This is a genomic window from Haloplanus salinarum (assembly GCF_024498175.1).
GTDB classification, from domain to species: domain Archaea; phylum Halobacteriota; class Halobacteria; order Halobacteriales; family Haloferacaceae; genus Haloplanus; species Haloplanus salinarum.
In genome coordinates, this window is record NZ_CP101823.1 from 3,403,255 (window position 1) to 3,419,218 (window position 15,964).

The following is a 15,964-nucleotide window of genomic DNA, read 5'->3' on the forward strand; positions in this document are numbered from 1 at the left end:
GTACGTGCCCGCCGCGACGTCACACGAGTACCGCTCGACCGACCGCCGACGCGACGGGGGGACGCCGATGACGCCGACGACGTTCACGCTCCTGTTCGGGGCCTGCGTCGTCGTCTCGACGCTCGCCTGGCTCTACCTCGTCGGCGTCACGATCCGCGAGTTCGGAGCGTCCCGCACATGATCGACGAGCCGTCGATCCGGAACGAAGTCCGCGAACGGGTCTGGTCGCAGCTCCGCGAGGTGGCACGCCCCGACTCGCGGTTCGCCTGGGACTTCGGCGAGTTTATCGCCGACTACGTGGGGAGCGAGACGGGCGCCGACCGGCTCCTCGAACTCGCCGACGACCACGACTGCGGGACGTGGCTCGTGACGCCGGACAACAACCTCGACCCGCTCCGGGAACGCCTGATCGAGCGGTCGATACCCTTCCTCATGCCCACCTACGGCATCCGGCGTGGCTTCCTCTCGCTCGATCCGGCCGACGTCCCGGACGGGCAGGCCGCCTTCGCGGCCACGCTCGACGGGATGACCCGCTTCGCCGATCGGGTCCCGCTCGAAACGCTCGAAGCCGACCACCCGTCGCTCGACATCATGGTCACCGGGGCGAGTTTCGTGACCCCGGACGGACTCCGGATGGGCAAGGGCCACGGCTTCTTCGACCTGGAGTGGGCGATGCTGCGACGGGTGGGTCTCGCGACGGCGGACACCCTCGTCGTCGCCGCCGTCCACGACGTCCAGTTGCTCCCCGAGGCGGACGCCCCGTCGGGGATGGTCGCCGACCACGACACCGTCGTCGATCACGTGGTCACGCCGACCCGTACCCACCGGGTCGAGGGTGAACGACAGAAACCGTCGGGCATCCGCTGGCCGTTGCTCACCGAGGCCGAGATCCGGTCGATCCCCCCGCTGGAGACGCTCTGGCACCGGGACGGTCGGCCGACGACGGACGACGCCTGAACCCGGTCGCCGTGTCGGCGCCTCCCTCCGACGGGCGCCCCGAGTATTATACGTGATACCGAGGCACCAACGGCTATGTCGCTCCCGTCGGAGGTGTGGCGTGATGAGTGACGGACCGACGCTCTCGATCGGGGGCGCGGACGACGGCGCGGTCCCCGCGCCGCGACCCCCCGACGACGCCGAGGCGTGGTACGCGTCGGACGTGGTCGACCAGTACGAGGTCTCCCCGGGCGTCGTGGCGACGGTCCGGGAAACCGACGACGAGTTCGCCTACGCGGTCCGCGAACCCGGCCTCGGCCCCGAGGATCGGGCCGCGATGGAGCGCATCCGCGAGCACTTCACGGTCGTCAACCGTCGCCGGCCGTTGACCCGCGAGGGGGCCGCCGAGCGGGCCGCTGCGGGGTTCGAGCCGAAGTACCGCCGGGCGCTCGACCGCCTGATCGACGCCTCGCCCGCCGCGTGGCGCCGGCTCACCTACCACGCGCTCTGTGAACTCCGCCTGCTCGGGGCGTCGACGCCGCTCGCGCTCGACGACCGGATCGAGGTGGTCGACGTCGGGCGGGCGGACGACCGGGTGGTGGTCCACACCGAGGACTACGCCCCCGCTCACACCGACTTCGATGCCGACGCGCGCTTCGTCGACCGGGTCGCCGGCGAGCGCCTCCGGCGGTACACCGTCGACTTCGCCGGCTTCGACGTCGACGTGGTGATCTACCGCGAACACCTGCTCGGGAGCGACCAGGTCTCGACGAAGTACGCCGTCCTCGAACCCGACCTGCTCCCCGGCGACGAACAACTCATCGAGGAGTGCAAGGAACGGATCTGGGAGGCGAACGTCGAGGACGTGGTCGAGGACCGCCACGCCTTCGTCCGGGAGCGTGCCCGCGAGTTCCTCTCCCGGCGGCTCACCGCCCGGAACACCCGCGCTTGGGTCGCGGCGACGAAATACCGGCTGACGACCGCCCTCGCGGAGTACGGCCTCGCCGTCCCGCCGGTCGACAGTCGCTACGCCACCGACCGCCTCGACGACCTGGTCTACTACGTCCTCCGGGACTACGTCGGCCACGGCGTGCTCACCGTCCCCATCCGCGACCCGTCGCTGGAGGACGTGGAGGCCAACCGCGTCGACGAACGGGTGAAGGTGATCCCCCGGGCCGACGAACTCCCCGTCGGCCGCGTCCCCACGAACCTCGCTTTCGACGACGAGACGGCCTTCGTCAACGTCGTCACCCAGTTGGCGGCGAGCGACGGGACGGAACTCAGTGCGAGTCGCCCGAGCGCGAAGGTGAACCTCGAACCGCCGGGCGTCGAGGAGACGATCCGGTGTGCGGTCGCCCTGCCGGTCATCTCGGAGGACGGCCCGCACGTCTCCATCCGCAAGCAGGCCGGCGACCCCATGACGCCCGTCGACCTGATCGAGCGCGACGCCATCTCCACGGAACTGGTCACCCTCCTCTGGATGCTCTACGAGAGCCACGGCGTCGTCCTCTTCTCCGGGCCGACCGGCGTCGGCAAGACGACGCTCATGAACGCCCACATGCCCTTCGTCCCCTACGACGACCGACCGGTCTCCATCGACGAGGGGAGCCGCGAGGTGCGACTCCCCCACGAGACGGGCATCTCCCTCACGACGCGGGACCACGAGAACGAGTACAAGCGGGTGTCGATGGCCCGGCTGATGACCGAGACCAACTACCTCAACCCCGACGTCGAGGTGATCGCGGAGATCAACACACCCGCCTCCTTCGAGACGTTCGGCGAGACGCTCAACACGGGCCACGGCGTCATCGGCACCACCCACGCCGAGGACGTCGAGACGCTCATCAACCGCGTCATCGAACAGGGACTCGCCCCCTATCTTCTGCGGGAAATCGACCTCGTCGTCTTCCCCCACCACGTCGACGGCGACCGCTACGTCGCCGAGGCGGTCGAACTCCTGAGCGAACGCGAGTACGAGGCCCTCGACGCCGGCACGCTCCCCTCGGGCGCCGTCGAGAAGGGTGGCCGCACCCTCTACTGGAACGTCGTCGCGCGCCGCGACACCGACGGGCGCTTCCGCGTCGACTACGCCCACCCGCACCTCGACGACGGCCACCGGTCGCTCGGGTTCCGCCTCTTTCACCGACTGGCCGACGCGAGCGACCGCGAGGTCGAGGACGTGGAGACGGAGTTCCACCGGAAACACCGGTACGTGCAGTATCTCGTCCGCGAGGGCGTCGCCGACTTCGAGGCCCTGTTCGGCTTCGTCTCGGACCTCCGGACCGACGAGGCGGCGACGGTCGAACGCGCCACGAGCGAGGCGACCGGCGACGACTGACCCCACGTGTCACCGCGGAATCGTTTTGTGCGTCGAACCCCGACGGTCGCGTGGGTGACGTGACCATGTGTCATCATCACGAACGAACGTCTTGGTGGACCGAAACCGAGGAGGAACGCGCGGACGCCGAGGCCGAGGCCGACGACGACTGGATGCCCGAGGAGTTCGAGGCGGAACGCGACGTCGACGTCGAGATCCTGACCGACGGCGGCGACGAGTAGGCCTCGCGCGCCAGTCCAGCCGTTTATCGGAGCCCGTACGGATCGAACGCCGGAGGGGTGTCGGCATCGAGCGGGCAGTCGTAGGTCTCCCGGAGCTGCGTCGCGAACGCCGTCGACGCCCGCTCAGTAGTCGCCGAGGACGCCGAGGCGCCGCGCCCGCCGGGTCGTATACCGGAACACGAGGTAGCCGAGGCCGAGGTACGCGACGGCGACGCCGACGAGGATCGCGAGGTCGGCCGCCGGAAACTCCAGAAGCCGGACCCCATCGACCATCGCCCGCTGGAGGAGGGCGCTCCCGTGGACCAGCGGGAGCGCTCGTGTCCACGCCAAGTCGAACGCCGGCGCCGAGACGAGGACGATCAGGCCGAACTGCAGCAGGTTCAGCCAGTTGCCGACCCGCTTGTACAGGACGGTCACGCCCCCGGCGGCGAGGCCACACCCCAGCACCGAGACGACACCGAGCGTGGCGACGACGACCACCGTCGGGACGTCGACGTGGAGCGTCGTCCCGGTCAGGAGGAGCATCACCGCCAGGACGACCGCCGAGGTGAGGAAGGTCCGGACGAGCTTCGCCACCCCCTTCAGCAGCGCCACGGGCGTGAAGCCGAACGGGGTCGTGACGTGACGTTCGAGCGTCCCCCACTGCACCTCGCTCCCGATGTCGTTCGCGATGGACGAGTAAGCGCCGACCGAGAGCGTCCAGAGGAAGTAGCCGACGACGATACCCTCGATGGAGTTCGTGAGCGCGCGGCCGGCGACCATCCGCCCGCCGTAGAACAGGACGCCGAAAAAGAAGACGGCGACGACGATGCCGCCGACGGCGTTGGCCGGATAGCGGACGAACACGAGCAGTTCCCGGTACAGCACGGCCCGCGCGAGGGCGGCGTAGCCCGCCCGGGTCGCCGCCCGTTCGTCCGACGGCGCCGTGGTCATGCCCCCGACCCCCGCTCCGCTTCGTCGACGAGGTCGAGCAACACGTCGTCGAGTCCGGGGTCGACGCTTCGAACCTCGGTCAACGGCACGTCGCGTCGCCGGAGGGCGTCCATGAGCGCGTACAGTCCCTCGGTGTCCACCGTCACCTCGATCCGGCCGTCGTCGAGACGTTCGACCCGCGTCACGGCGACTCGGTCGCCGAGGGCCCTCACGGTGTCGTCGTCGAACGCCGGACTCGCCAGCCGGAGGCGGTGGTCGTCGTCGCGGAGCAACGCGCCGGGAGCGTCGTCGGCGACGATCCGCCCGTCGGCGACGACGATCACCCGGTCGCAGACGGCCTCGACGACGTCCATGTCGTGGCTGCTGAGCAGCACCGTCAGCCCCGTCTCGGCGGCCAGCCGGCGGACTTCGGCCCGGAACGTCCGGGCGCTCGCCACGTCCAGTCCGAGCGTCGGCTCGTCGAGAAAGACCACGTCCGCGCCGCCCGCGAGGACGCTCGCCAGCGACACCTTCTGTTTCATGCCCCGCGAGAGGTTTCGCACCGGTTCGTCAGCTTTGTCGGTCAGATCCAGGCGATCGAGCAGGCGGTCGTGACGGTCCGCGACCGAGTCCGGATCCACGCCGCCGACGGTCGCGAAATAGCGGAGGTTCTCCCGCACGGTGAGCCGCCAGTAGTCGTTTCGCGCGCCCTCCAGCATCGCGTCGACGTGGGCGTACGCCGCCCGCGGCGCCTCGTGGACGTCGACGCCCATGATGCGTACCGCGCCCGTGTCCGGCAGGACCGTACCGAGGATGGACTTGATGAGCGTCGTCTTTCCCGCCCCGTTCGGCCCGAGGAGGCCGACGATCGACCCCCGTTCGACGTCGAAGGAGACCCCGTCGACGGCGGTCACCGCGTCCGGGCCGCTCCCGAACCGTTTGCGGAGGCCGTCGACGGACACGGCGGGAACGGACGGCTCCTTCCCCGTCACGCGATCACTCGGCGCACTCACCGCTCGGCGAAGTAGCTCGTAACGTACCCGGAGAGAAACGCCGAGATGCCGACGGCGAGCGCAACGTCGCGCAGTCCCCACGGGGCGTCGTCGTCGTCGGCGATCACGACCGTGGCACCGACGCTGATGAGCGTCGAGATGAGCCCGTTGATGACGTGTTTCGAGGCCATACACCCAATATCGGCCCGATGCATATGTATCGTACGACGGCGGGTCCGGTGACCGGTCCGGCCCCTCGTCCGCCCCGGCCGCGTCCGTGACCGTCACGGCCGTGGCCGGGTCCCCCGGCGACGCCCTTGTGCCCGTCCGGTCCGTACGCCCAGCATGGAGACGGACGCCGACGACCGCATCGCCGCGGGTGTCGCCGCACTGTCGGAACGGGCCGAAGAACGGGCTGGCGACGAGTTCACGCGGACAGCCTGGCTGTCCCTCGCCGATCCGCGGCCCGAATCCGGACTGAACCCCTTCGCCGCGGACGAACGGGGATGGGTCGGCGAGGGGCTCCGGTGGCTCGCCGTCTCGGCGGCCGCGTACCGCGTCGCCGGTCGCGACGCCCGCGCTTCCCGTCGCGGTGCCGAGGGCATCGCCGTCGCGCGCGACCTCCGGACCGCGCTCGACGCGCCGGCACAGCGGGCCTGCCTCGACGAGTTCGCCGCCGACTTCCGGGTCGTTGCCGGGATGGACGGCGTCGAGGACGCCTACCGCGAGGCCGAGGACGCTTACCGCGAGGCCGGTTCGGCCGTCGACGATCCACACCGGGTGGCGACGAGCCCGCTTTTTCGTGCCGCCGCCGCGCCGATCAAACAGGTCGCTCGGGGTCCCGCGAACGGCGAAATCGCGGTCGAGTGGGAGGACCTCCACGGCCCCGATCCGTCGAGTCCCGGCGAGTTCCTCGCTCGACGTGTGTCGTACAAGCGACGGCGGTTCCCGTCGTTGCTGGCACGTACCGTCGACGCCGGCCGCCTCGCCGCCCCCCGCGGCACCACCGAGTACGACAACGACACTTTCCGCTGTCCGGACTGCGACGCGACGGACGTGAACTGGTTCGCCGGCCAGGTCCTCTGTCTACGGTGTTCGGCGCCGGTCGAGCGCCGCTGACCGGAGTCGACGCGGACGTAGCCGGCGTTCAGCCGTCGAACCGACGGGCCGTGAGGACGAGACTGCCGACGAGCAACAGCCCCGCGACCGGCAGCAGGAACTGGAACGCGGTCAACAGCACTCCGGACACCTGGAGGCCGAGGACGACGAGGAGGAGCGGGCCACAGCAGGCCGTCCCCGAGAGCAACGCCGGCACGCTGGCGACGACGCCCGTCGACGACCTACCCACTCCACAGGACCGTGGTCGCCGCCAGGCGACGTACGTCATCGAGAGGTTCAACCCGACCAGTCCCGCCAGCCCGAAGCCGATGACGGTGTTGAGCGAGAACAGATACGTCACCGGGCCGAGCGCGACCCGTGCGATCGGCGTGTAGGCGAACGGTCCCAGTTCCGGCTGAAAGAGCCGTTCGAGCGGTCGTTCGACGACCGACACGTCGTAGCCGCCGAGCCCGGGGGCGAGGTGGCCGATTGCCCAGAGATATCCCACCAGATACACGGCCGTGACGGCGAGAAAGACGAGTCGACCGTCGCGCCTGCGGAGCGCCCGCGCCGTCGCCGTTCGTGTCGCCGTGGCGGTAGCACCGCCCCCGACCCCGCGTCGACGATCAGGCATAGACGTTCGTGTCGGGGTAGTAGCCGGCCCACGCGAACCACATCGCGTCGAACGTGTGGACGCGTTCGAGCGGGAGTGCGTCCGGTGCGTGCCCCGTCCCGTCCGGCGCGACCACCGCCCCGTCGTCGTACTCGTAGGTCGTCCCCTCGGGGGTTCGGTAGACGTACGCCGTGTCGTAGCGGGGATCGTACACCGCGAGCACGGACGCGTCGCCGACCGACCCCGGGACGAGTTTCTCGCTCCGGATCGTCTCTTTCAGGAACGCGGCCGCCCCCGTCGCGGTTCGGGTCCCCATCACGACGGTCTTCTTGTCGAACCTGTCGTCGACGCGGAGGGGTGGAAACAGCAACCGATCGTTCTCGTAGTAGCCCCGCCGGGGATTGTAGGCGCCGTACGGGTCGCGTGCGTAGTTTTTGGCGTGTTCGTTGTCCGTCGAGAGGACCCGCGTCTCCGGGTTGTGGCGCCGCCAGCGTTCCCACGTCGTCCAGACGAGGCGGAACTCCCGGAGCGACGCGGCCGCGGGGTCCTCGTTCCACGGGCCGGGGATCGCGGTCGCGAGCATCTGTGGCCACCACGCCTCGGTCGCCCGGTCGTACATCACGAGGTTGTCGTTGATGAGTCGTCCCGAGACGCCGAAGGTCGTCTCGCCGCGTTCGAAGCCCTGTACGGTTCCGGTGAGAGGACAGTAGGTGACGCTGACGGGCGTCCCGCCGAGTTCGTCGTTGATGATTTCGTGTTGAACGAGGATCTTCTGTGGGTACGCCTTCGTCGCCCCGTCGCGAACGACGCCGAACACCGGATCGCCCGGGTCGAGAAAGTCGGCCTCGGCCGGCCCGACGAACGTCGGCCGGTCGATCGACGGGATGCCGTCCTTCGGCGGCCCGCCAGACATCGCGTTCTCCCGGAGCGCCGTCCTCGACATCGGGAGGACGAGCCGTTCGGCAGCCGTCGGCACCGTGTGGGACCCGTCCGTCCCGGCAGTGCGTCCGGCCGTCGCCGTCTCGGTCACCCCCGATCCCGCCGTCGCCGTCGGATCGGCGTCCGAGGCGCTCCCGGTACAGCCCGCTACCGCGGACACACCGACGAGCGCGAGGAACCGTCGTCGTGAACGGGTTGGCATACGTTACGTTGTGGTATCGGTGAATTAACCGCTACTTGCTCGTGCGACCGTCACACACAGGTGGTCGCAGTCGGTCGAATACGGCGGTGATGTCCGCCGTCGATCCGGCCATCACGTCGAATCGCGCCGATCCCCGCCGGTATCGACCGGCGTCCCGTCCCCGTCGGTGCGGCCGAGCCGCCCGGAGGCCGTCTCGTGTCGTCCCGACGCGGGGACCAACTCCCCGATTGCCCCGAGGCCGGTGGGGGGCATGTTGTTGTAGACCGCCTCGTACTCCCCCTCGCGGACGAGGAACGTCTCGTGCCAGATGCCCACGTCGCCGCCCTCGCCGACCCGCCGGTTGAACGCCTTCCACGCCGGCAGGTGTTCGGCGTCCGGATCACGGGCGTAGGATTCGAGATGCTCGAAGGACTCCCAGTACTGTGTCAGTGTCTGCTCGCGGAGCCCGAGGCTCGCCTGCGTTTCGAGCAGGCCGCTCTCCGGGTCCGCTTCGAGCTCCCGCAACATCCGGGGCATGGACAGAAACACCGGCAACCACCGGTGGACCTTCCACAGCGAGTTGATCCGCATGCCGATCCGAAAGACGACGAACGTGCCGTCGACGCGGGCGGTCACGCGCTCCGGGATGACGTCAGTCATGTTCGTCGGTTGTCACGGTCTCGGCGCCCATACGTTGTGGGGACTGTCGCGGAGAGCGAAACGTTTAGGCACTCGACGTGCCGAGAGTCGGGTATGAGTGGAAGTCAGGGCGGCGGCGGACTGATGTCGAGTGCGGGGCTCGTCCGCTACTTCGACGCGGAGGACCGCAACGCCATCCGGATCGATCCCAAGACCATCGTCGCGTTCGGCGTCCTCTTCGGCGTGCTGGTGCAGGTGCTGAACGTCGTCTCGCTGTAATGGAACGCAGGATCGGCGTCGTCGCCGTCCAGGGAAACGTGAGCGAACACGTGGCGGCGATCGAACGGGCCGCGGACGCCGTCGGGACCGCCGTCTCAGTCGTGGAGATCCGCGAAGCCGGCCACGTCCCCGACTGTGACGCCCTCGCGCTCCCCGGCGGCGAGTCGACGACCATCTCCCGCCTGCTCCGTCGGGAGGGCATCGACGCCGAAATCGTCGACCACGTCGCCGCCGGCAAGCCCGTCCTCGCGACGTGTGCGGGGTTGATCGTCGCCTCGCGGGACGCCCGCGACGACCGCGTCGACACCCTCGATGTCGTCGACGCCACCGTCGACCGCAACGCCTTCGGCCGACAGGTCGACAGCTTCGAGGCCGGCCTCGACGTCGCCGGCCTCGACGACCCGTTCCACGCCGTCTTCATCCGTGCCCCCGTCGTGAGCGAGGTGGGCCCCGACGTGGACGTGTTGGCGACGTGGGATGACCGTCCGGTGGCGATCCGGGACGGCCCCGTCGTCGCCACTTCGTTTCACCCCGAACTCACCGACGACGACCGCATCCACCGGCTCGCACTCTTCGACCCGCTCCGGGCCTCCGCGTCGGCGTAACGACAGGTCCTTGGCCCCGCCGGCCGTCCGGGCGCACATGACCTACGACCACCGTCGGGTGATCGGCGCGTGACCGAGGCCGACGAGCCCGAGGCCGTCCTCGACGCGCTCTTCGCCACCATCGAGGACCGCCGCGACCGCCTCCCCGAGGACTCCTACACCGCCTCGCTGTTCACCCACGAGAAAGGCGAGAACGCCACGCTGGAGAAGATCGGCGAGGAGACCACCGAGGTCGTCCTCGCGGCGAAGGACGGCGACGACCCGGAACTGCTCGCCGAGTCCGCCGATCTGGTCTATCACCTCCTCGTCCTGCTGGCGATGAAGGGGTTGACCGTCGACGACCTGCGGGACGAACTCGAAGACCGGTTCTAGTCGAAGCGGACCCCGAGGTCGTGCAGACCCTCGTTGTGCATGGCGACGTTGATGAGCAGCGGCGTCAGCGCCTCGATTTCGGGTGCGTTGGCGAGCCCCCCGGCGTCGAGCGGGCGGAGGCCGTCGATGCCGTCCGCGAGCAGGCGGACCGTCTCCTTGGCGTCGTCGTCGTCGGCCACGAGCAGCGTGTCGATCCCGAGGTCGGCGTCCAGGTCCGCGAGGCGGCCGGCCGCGAGGTTGTGGAAGGCGCCGACCACCGACACGCCCTCGGGGGCGGCGTCGACGGCCAACTGCGTCACGCTCCCGGCGCCGGGGCGGTGGTAGTGGAAGCCGTCCTCGTCGCGTTGCATGCCCGTCGCGGGCGTGACGAGCACGTCGCCCTCGTCGAGGCCGTCGGCGACCGCCTCGACCGTGTCGCTGACGTGGTACGCGGGGACCGCGAGGACGACGATCCGCGCCCGGTCGGCCGCCATCGCGTTCTCGAAGCCGTTCACCTTCCGGTCGACGCCACGGCTCGACAGCTCCGTCTCGTACTCCTCGGCCTTGGTCCGGGCCCGCTCGGGGTCGCGCGACCCGATGACGACTTCGTGATCGGTGTGGTAGGCCCACCGGAGCGCGAGGCCCTCCCCGATTTCGCCCGTCCCGCCGAGTATCGCGATTCGCATGGTCGGACTGCGGACGGATGCGGGGTAAGACTGTCGGGAGTGACCCTACTTTCCGCCGACGCTGACGAGGTAAGCGACGAGCAAGGCGACGACGACCCCGGGGACGACCCCGCGCAGCTGCGTGTACGGGTCGGGCGGCCCGGCCGCCGCGACGACGGCCACCACGACGGCCACGAGGGCGCCGGCGACGACGCCGAACACCACGGGATCGGGTTTCACGGTCGCTCCAGCAGTTCGGGCAGGTCGTTCACCGTCTCCACCACCGCGGCGGCGCCCGCGTCCTCGAAGGCCCGCCGGCCGGCCTCGCCCGTCAACCCGCCGGTGAGGACGCCGATCCCGTGGAACGTCCGTTCGGCGTCGGCCGCGGCCGCGTTCGTCGCGGTCCGCACGTCGTCGAGGGTGTCGCCCGCGAAGGCCACCCGCTCCGCGTCCAGGCGGTCCGCGAGCGTCGTCAGCGCCCGGGGGTGCGGTTTTCCTTCGGCCCAGTCGTCCATCGTGAACCGGTGAGCGTCGGGCACCGAGAGGCCGACCCGCGAGAGGGCGATGTCGGCCTCGGCGGCCGGCCGCCCCGTCAGGACCCCGACCGCGAACCGCTCCCCGAGCGCGTCGAGGGTCGACGCCTCGACCAGCACGGGCTCGTCGTTGATGTAGCCGCGGGCCTCGAAGGGCGGGTCCCCACCCTCCAGGTCGCGGTACAGATCCGCCCCGAGGTAGAGCGCCTGGAAGGTCTCGCGCAGCCGCTCGGGATCCCAGCGGTCGAAGACCGCGTCGTCGACCGGGGCGTCCCGAACGACCGACTCGGCGGCGTCGAGTCCGCCCCCTGCGGCGGCGACGGCGTCGGTAAACGTCGCGACGTCGCCCTCGTATCCCGCCTCGCTGGCGAGGACGTAGAGCGCCGCCGCGTACGTGAGCTCCCAGTCGTTGTTGAAGCCGCCGGCGTCCTTGAACCGCTGTACTCCGGCGTCGTCGACCGTCCGTCCGTACACCCGGTCGACGGACTCGACGATGGCCCGGCGGTAGGAGTCCGCCACGTCGACGAGCACGCCGTCGATGTCGAGGACGACCGCGTCCGCGTTCATGTGTCGTGGCCGTCGCGTCGGGGCAAGTGCCTTTCCATCCCTCCCCGATCGGGGGGACCGCGTCGTCGTCGGGGTCGGCCGGGGGCGCCGGTCCGCGACATCCTGGCGGTCCGACGTGTCGGGCCGAGGGATACGGCGCCTACTCGACGCGGGTGCTGATCTCCTCGGCGATCCGGCCGCCGGGGTAGCGAAGCTGGCCGCTCTCCACCTCGTAGACGTAGCCGTGGACCGTCGCGTCGACCAGCGGGTGTTCGTCGAGATAGCGCACCTGGGCGGCGCAGGCCTTATCGATATCGTCGGTCATGCGAACCCAGTCGGCGACGCCCGCGTCGCCGATGGAGAGTTCCGGGAGTGCGGGGTCGAGGTCGACGTCGTCGAGGTCGCCGCCGGCGGCGGCCTCCAGCCCCTCGACGACGGCGTCGTCCGGCGCGCTCATCATCCCGCAGTCGGTGTGGTTGACGACGATGATCTCCTCGGTGTCGAAAAACTGCGTCGTCAGCGCCGCCGACCGGATCACGTCGTCGGTCACCTTGCCCCCCGCGTTGCGGTAGATCTGGGCGTCGCCGAGCTCGATGCCGAGCGCCCCCTCGACGGGGATGCGCTCGTCCATGCAGGCGACGACGAGCAACTGCTTGTCCGTCGGAATCCCCTTCCGTCGCCGCCGCGCCCAGTCGTCGTGGGCGTCGACGGCGGCGTCGACGTACTCGTGGTGGTGCCCCGATTCGTGGTCGTGGTCGTGGTCGTGTTCGTCGCCGGACATATCCGTCCACACGGGCGCCAGCGGCTTCACCGTCGAGCCGTCGGCAACGATGCCCGCTATCTACGACGCGGCGTCGCGACGTACAGCGTCTCGCGGCCGACCCGCTTGCGCTCGACGGGGACCGTCGGCTCCTCGAAGCCGAGGGTGGTAAAGAGGCAGTCGGCGCCGGCGGCGTGGGCCACGTCGCGGACGGGGGTCTGGAGTTCCGCCGGGAGGTTGAGGCCGTAGACGGCGTCGACGCGGTAGGGGTCGCCCGGACCCTCGCCGTCGAGGGCGTCCCGGCGGGCGACCACGTCGTCGCGGACGAAGTCGACGCCGTCGGGGACGGGGGCGTCGAACACGTCCGTCGCGGTCACCGCACACCCGGCGTCGACGAGGGCGGCCGCCACCGCGGGGCGCCGACCGATCCCTACCTCGACGAGGCGGTCGTAGTCGGCGAGGCGGGCGGCGAGTTCGGCGCGCGCGGTCGTCACGTCGGGATGTTTATAGCGGGGCCGCGCTTAACGCCTTCCATGCTCGTCGACATCGTGCCGATCGGGGACGTCCCGGCACAGGTGAAACGCGAGGCCTCTGCCGGTCTGCGGGCTGTCTACGACTGCGAGGTGTCCGTTCACGACGTTCAGTCGATCCCCGACGGCGCGTTCGATCGAAGCCGGAACCAGTACCGGGCCGAGGAGTTCATCGAACTCGCCAGCCGCGTCGGCGACGGCGAGAAGAACATCGGCATCACGTCGGAGGACCTCTACTACCGCCGCCGGAACTACGTCTTCGGCCTCGCCTACCTGAACGGCAACGGGTCGGTCGTCTCCACCTACCGTCTCCAGACCTCCTCGGACGGCGGCATCACCTCCAAACCCCAGTCGGAGGTGTTCGCCGACCGCGTCCGCAAGGAGATCGTCCACGAGATCGGTCACACCGTCGGCCTGGAACACTGCGACAACGAGCGCTGCGTGATGAGCTTCTCCCCCACCGTCCGCGAGGTGGACAAGAAAGAGCAGAACCTCTGTGGCTCCTGCGACCGGACGCTGTTCTAGGGCGCGTACGTCCCCTCGTAACTCGCCTCCTCGAGGACGTGTCCCTCCATCACTCGCTCTAGGTCGTCGAGGGTCGCCCCGGCGTCCAGATCGAGCGTCGTGTCGAGCGCGAACAGCCGGAACCGGTAGGTGTGCTCGCCGTCCGGCGGGTTCGGGCCGCCGTAGCCCACCTCGCCGTAGTCGTTCTCGCCCTCGACGGCGGTGGCCGTCCCGGTCGCCCAGTCCTCGGGGATCCGCTTGCGCGTCGGGTTGACGTTCCACACCAGCCAGTGGCGCCACACCTTGCCCGCGGGTTCGAGGGCGTCCGGGTCGTCGACGACGAGGACGAGCGATTCGGCCGCCGCGGGCGTGTCGGCGATCTCCAGCGGCGGGTTGACGTTCGCCTCGGTGTAGCCGTACTCCGGGGGGATCGGTCCGCCGTCCCGGAAGGCGGGGCTCGACAGGTCCATACGGACCCCTGGGTGCCGCGGGGAGTTATCTCTGTGGGCGACCGGTAACGCTTAGGCGCGTGCGGCGTCACGACTGGGGCATGACCGACGACTCGAACGCGCCCGACGCGGACGCGGACGCCCTCGTCCGCCGGGTCCGTGACGGCGACCTGCGGGTTCACGAACTCGAAGCGCACGCCGACGCCGACGTCGCGGCGACCGCGCGACGCCGTCTCGTCGAAGCCGAGGCGGGCGTCGACCTCGACGCCGTCGGCGCGTACGGCTTCCCGGCCGAGCGCGCCGACGCCAACGTCGAGAACATGATCGGCGCGGCGCGGATCCCGCTGGGCGTCGCCGGGCCCGTCGCCGTCGACGGCGGCGCCACCGAGGGCGAGCGCTACCTCCCGATGGCGACGACGGAGGGGGCCCTGATCGCCAGCGTCAACCGCGGCTGTTCGGTCCTCGACGCCGCGGGCGGCGCCACCGCCCGCGTCACCAAGTCGGGGATGACCCGCGCGCCCGTCTTCCGGGTGCGGGACGTCGCCGAGGCCGAAGCGCTCGTGGAGTGGGTACGGGACAACGAGGGTCGCCTCCGCGAGGCCGCCGAGGCGACGACGAACCACGGCGAACTCCGGGACGTGACCCCCTACGTCGTCGGCGACTCGGTGTTCCTGCGCTTCCGTTACGACACCAAGGACGCGATGGGAATGAACATGGCCACCATCGCCACCCGGGCGGCCGCCGAGGTGATCGAAGACGGGACGGCGGCGTCGCTGGTCGCGCTCTCGGGCAACCTCTGTACCGACAAGAAGCCCGCGGCGATCAACGCCGTCGAGGGGCGGGGCCGCAGCGTCACCGCCGACGTGACGCTCCCCCGCGACGTGGTCGAGGAGCGTCTCCACACCACGCCCGAGGCGGTCGCCGAGGTGAACACCCGGAAGAACCTCGTCGGGAGCGCGAAGGCCGGCGGTCTGGGCTTCAACGCTCACGTCGCCAACGTCGTCGCCGCCGTCTTCCTCGCCACCGGACAGGACGCCGCCCAGGTGGTCGAGGGGGCCAACGCCATCACGACCGCCGAGGTCCGCGAGGACGGCCTCTACGTCAGCGTCTCGCTGGCGAGCCTGGAGGTGGGAACCGTCGGCGGCGGGACGACCCTCCCGACCCAGCGCGAGGCGCTGGAACTGCTCGGCGTCGCCGGCGGCGGCGACCCCGCGGGATCGAACGCCGACGCCCTCGCGGAGTCCATCGCCGTCGGCGCGCTGGCCGGCGAACTCTCCCTGCTCGCCGCCCTCGGCTCCCGGCACCTCTCCTCGGCCCACGAGTCCCTCGGCCGGTAGGCCTACAACAGCCGGTAGGTGCCGCCCGACTCGCTGGCCTCGCCCCGGCGTACCAGCCGGTCCAGCAGATCGGACGCAGCGTCGGCGGGCACGCCGCGGTCGGCCGCGTACGCCACCACGTCGCCCTCGTCGGGGGTATCGAGGGTGCGGACGGCCTCGCGGACGATTTCCGGGCGACTCCGACTTCCGGTGTCGCCAGCGCCGGCCCGCTCGCCCGCCGCCTCGACGGCCTCGGGGTCGACCCCCGCGGCGTCCAGGTACTCCCGGTCGTCGACGACGCTCCCCGGGTCCTCGCCCGCGGCGGGCGTCGCCTCGAAGGCGTCGGCCGCGTCCGCACGCTCGGCGAGGAGCGACGCCCGGGCCTCGCGGGCCGCGTCCCGGTCCTCGGCGGTGTACAGGCGCTTCAGATCCGCGGTCCGGTGGCGCCGCCGACAGCGGGGACAGGTCGCCGTCTCGGCGGATCGGGGGTCAGCGAGCAGCCACAGGGCGCGACACTCCGAGCAACCGACCACCGCGTACATGGGCGTCGGTCGTGC

At 70.6% G+C, this 15,964-nt stretch carries 23 protein-coding genes; 10 read left to right on the plus strand and 13 right to left on the minus strand.

Translation table 11 applies throughout. The features are described from left to right. The first annotated feature begins 4 nt into the window (after positions 1 to 4). The 4 genes from NO364_RS17840 to NO364_RS17855 all read left to right on the plus strand — a co-directional run bounded on the left by NO364_RS17840 (position 5) and on the right by NO364_RS17855 (position 3,495). Positions 5 to 181, plus strand: a complete 177-nt coding sequence (locus tag NO364_RS17840) for a hypothetical protein (RefSeq protein ID WP_157689608.1) — start codon at positions 5 to 7, stop codon at positions 179 to 181. Next, positions 178 to 957, plus strand: a complete 780-nt coding sequence (locus NO364_RS17845) for a 5-formyltetrahydrofolate cyclo-ligase (RefSeq protein ID WP_257628187.1) — start codon at positions 178 to 180, stop codon at positions 955 to 957. The genes NO364_RS17840 and NO364_RS17845 overlap by 4 nt, the downstream gene beginning before the upstream one ends. 103 nt (positions 958 to 1,060) lie before the next feature. After that, entirely contained in the window at positions 1,061 to 3,274 is a 2,214-nt protein-coding gene (locus NO364_RS17850) for a type II/IV secretion system ATPase subunit (protein WP_257628188.1), read from the plus strand. A 65-nt stretch (positions 3,275 to 3,339) separates the two neighbouring features. After that, positions 3,340 to 3,495, plus strand: a complete 156-nt coding sequence (locus NO364_RS17855) for a hypothetical protein (protein WP_257628189.1) — start codon at positions 3,340 to 3,342, stop codon at positions 3,493 to 3,495. Positions 3,496 to 3,618: 123 nt separating this feature from the next. Here the strand turns inward: NO364_RS17855 and NO364_RS17860 are convergent, their stop codons facing one another. The 3 genes from NO364_RS17860 to NO364_RS17870 are packed head-to-tail and all read right to left on the minus strand — an operon-like array spanning position 3,619 to position 5,590. Then, positions 3,619 to 4,428, minus strand: coding sequence for an ABC transporter permease (locus NO364_RS17860; RefSeq protein ID WP_257628190.1), 810 nt, complete (start codon positions 4,426 to 4,428; stop codon positions 3,619 to 3,621). Continuing rightward, a complete protein-coding gene (locus tag NO364_RS17865) occupies positions 4,425 to 5,420 on the minus strand; it encodes an ABC transporter ATP-binding protein (RefSeq protein WP_257628191.1) in 996 nt (331 codons plus the stop codon). The genes NO364_RS17860 and NO364_RS17865 overlap by 4 nt, the downstream gene beginning before the upstream one ends. Further along, positions 5,417 to 5,590, minus strand: a complete 174-nt coding sequence (locus tag NO364_RS17870) for a hypothetical protein (protein ID WP_199243590.1) — start codon at positions 5,588 to 5,590, stop codon at positions 5,417 to 5,419. The genes NO364_RS17865 and NO364_RS17870 overlap by 4 nt, the downstream gene beginning before the upstream one ends. Before the next feature lie 154 nt (positions 5,591 to 5,744). On the opposite strand from NO364_RS17870, the gene NO364_RS17875 reads away from it, so the two are divergent. Beyond that, on the plus strand, positions 5,745 to 6,518 hold the full coding sequence (locus NO364_RS17875; protein ID WP_257628192.1) for a hypothetical protein: 774 nt from the start codon (positions 5,745 to 5,747) through the stop codon (positions 6,516 to 6,518). Between the two features lie 28 nt (positions 6,519 to 6,546). On the opposite strand, the gene NO364_RS17880 is transcribed toward NO364_RS17875, so the two are convergent. The 3 genes from NO364_RS17880 to NO364_RS17890 all read right to left on the minus strand — a co-directional run bounded on the left by NO364_RS17880 (position 6,547) and on the right by NO364_RS17890 (position 8,890). After that, the gene (locus NO364_RS17880; RefSeq protein ID WP_199243589.1) at positions 6,547 to 7,131 is read right to left on the minus strand and encodes a hypothetical protein; all 585 of its coding nucleotides are present in this window, start codon (positions 7,129 to 7,131) and stop codon (positions 6,547 to 6,549) included. Continuing rightward, a complete protein-coding gene (locus NO364_RS17885) occupies positions 7,124 to 8,251 on the minus strand; it encodes a DUF3179 domain-containing protein (protein WP_157689601.1) in 1,128 nt (375 codons plus the stop codon). The genes NO364_RS17880 and NO364_RS17885 overlap by 8 nt, the downstream gene beginning before the upstream one ends. A gap of 111 nt (positions 8,252 to 8,362) precedes the next feature. Further along, entirely contained in the window at positions 8,363 to 8,890 is a 528-nt protein-coding gene (locus tag NO364_RS17890) for a DUF4188 domain-containing protein (protein ID WP_257628193.1), read from the minus strand. Positions 8,891 to 8,983: 93 nt separating this feature from the next. Here NO364_RS17890 and NO364_RS17895 point away from each other — a divergent pair, with 93 nt between their 5' ends. From NO364_RS17895 to hisE, 3 genes are all read left to right on the plus strand, one after another. Continuing rightward, positions 8,984 to 9,148 (plus strand): preprotein translocase subunit Sec61beta, encoded by a 165-nt coding sequence (locus NO364_RS17895; protein ID WP_157689599.1) that lies wholly within the window; start codon positions 8,984 to 8,986, stop codon positions 9,146 to 9,148. Continuing rightward, the gene (pdxT, locus tag NO364_RS17900; protein ID WP_257628194.1) at positions 9,148 to 9,753 is read left to right on the plus strand and encodes a pyridoxal 5'-phosphate synthase glutaminase subunit PdxT; all 606 of its coding nucleotides are present in this window, start codon (positions 9,148 to 9,150) and stop codon (positions 9,751 to 9,753) included. Before NO364_RS17895 ends, pdxT begins: the two co-directional genes overlap by 1 nt. Positions 9,754 to 9,822: 69 nt before the next feature. Further along, on the plus strand, positions 9,823 to 10,125 hold the full coding sequence (gene hisE / locus NO364_RS17905) for a phosphoribosyl-ATP diphosphatase (RefSeq protein WP_157689597.1): 303 nt from the start codon (positions 9,823 to 9,825) through the stop codon (positions 10,123 to 10,125). Here hisE and npdG read toward each other — a convergent pair. The 5 genes from npdG to NO364_RS17930 all read right to left on the minus strand — a co-directional run bounded on the left by npdG (position 10,122) and on the right by NO364_RS17930 (position 13,102). Continuing rightward, the gene (gene npdG, locus NO364_RS17910; protein WP_157689596.1) at positions 10,122 to 10,790 is read right to left on the minus strand and encodes an NADPH-dependent F420 reductase; all 669 of its coding nucleotides are present in this window, start codon (positions 10,788 to 10,790) and stop codon (positions 10,122 to 10,124) included. The genes hisE and npdG overlap by 4 nt on opposite strands. 45 nt (positions 10,791 to 10,835) lie before the next feature. After that, complete coding sequence (locus tag NO364_RS17915; protein ID WP_157689595.1) at positions 10,836 to 11,009, minus strand: hypothetical protein; 174 nt, start codon at positions 11,007 to 11,009, stop codon at positions 10,836 to 10,838. After that, positions 11,006 to 11,869, minus strand: coding sequence for a TIGR01548 family HAD-type hydrolase (locus NO364_RS17920; RefSeq protein WP_257628195.1), 864 nt, complete (start codon positions 11,867 to 11,869; stop codon positions 11,006 to 11,008). Before NO364_RS17920 ends, NO364_RS17915 begins: the two co-directional genes overlap by 4 nt. Positions 11,870 to 12,008: 139 nt before the next feature. Next, positions 12,009 to 12,629 (minus strand): beta-class carbonic anhydrase, encoded by a 621-nt coding sequence (locus tag NO364_RS17925; RefSeq protein ID WP_157689593.1) that lies wholly within the window; start codon positions 12,627 to 12,629, stop codon positions 12,009 to 12,011. A 56-nt stretch (positions 12,630 to 12,685) separates the two neighbouring features. After that, complete coding sequence (locus NO364_RS17930) at positions 12,686 to 13,102, minus strand: UPF0146 family protein (protein WP_257628196.1); 417 nt, start codon at positions 13,100 to 13,102, stop codon at positions 12,686 to 12,688. Positions 13,103 to 13,141: 39 nt separating this feature from the next. Here NO364_RS17930 and NO364_RS17935 point away from each other — a divergent pair, with 39 nt between their 5' ends. Further along, positions 13,142 to 13,663 carry an archaemetzincin family Zn-dependent metalloprotease gene (locus NO364_RS17935; protein WP_157689591.1) on the plus strand — a complete coding sequence of 174 codons (522 nt, stop codon included), beginning with the start codon at positions 13,142 to 13,144 and terminating at the stop codon, positions 13,661 to 13,663. Here the strand turns inward: NO364_RS17935 and NO364_RS17940 are convergent. Continuing rightward, positions 13,660 to 14,112 carry a YbhB/YbcL family Raf kinase inhibitor-like protein gene (locus NO364_RS17940; RefSeq protein WP_157689590.1) on the minus strand — a complete coding sequence of 151 codons (453 nt, stop codon included), beginning with the start codon at positions 14,110 to 14,112 and terminating at the stop codon, positions 13,660 to 13,662. The two genes, NO364_RS17935 and NO364_RS17940, sit on opposite strands and share 4 nt — an antisense overlap. Positions 14,113 to 14,192: 80 nt before the next feature. Between NO364_RS17940 and hmgA the strand changes: the two genes are divergently transcribed. Then, positions 14,193 to 15,428 (plus strand): hydroxymethylglutaryl-CoA reductase (NADPH), encoded by a 1,236-nt coding sequence (gene hmgA / locus NO364_RS17945; RefSeq protein WP_257628197.1) that lies wholly within the window; start codon positions 14,193 to 14,195, stop codon positions 15,426 to 15,428. 2 nt (positions 15,429 to 15,430) lie between these two features. On the opposite strand, the gene NO364_RS17950 is transcribed toward hmgA, so the two are convergent. Next, a complete protein-coding gene (locus tag NO364_RS17950; RefSeq protein WP_157689588.1) occupies positions 15,431 to 15,949 on the minus strand; it encodes a DUF5817 domain-containing protein in 519 nt (172 codons plus the stop codon). Positions 15,950 to 15,964: the final 15 nt, after the last annotated feature.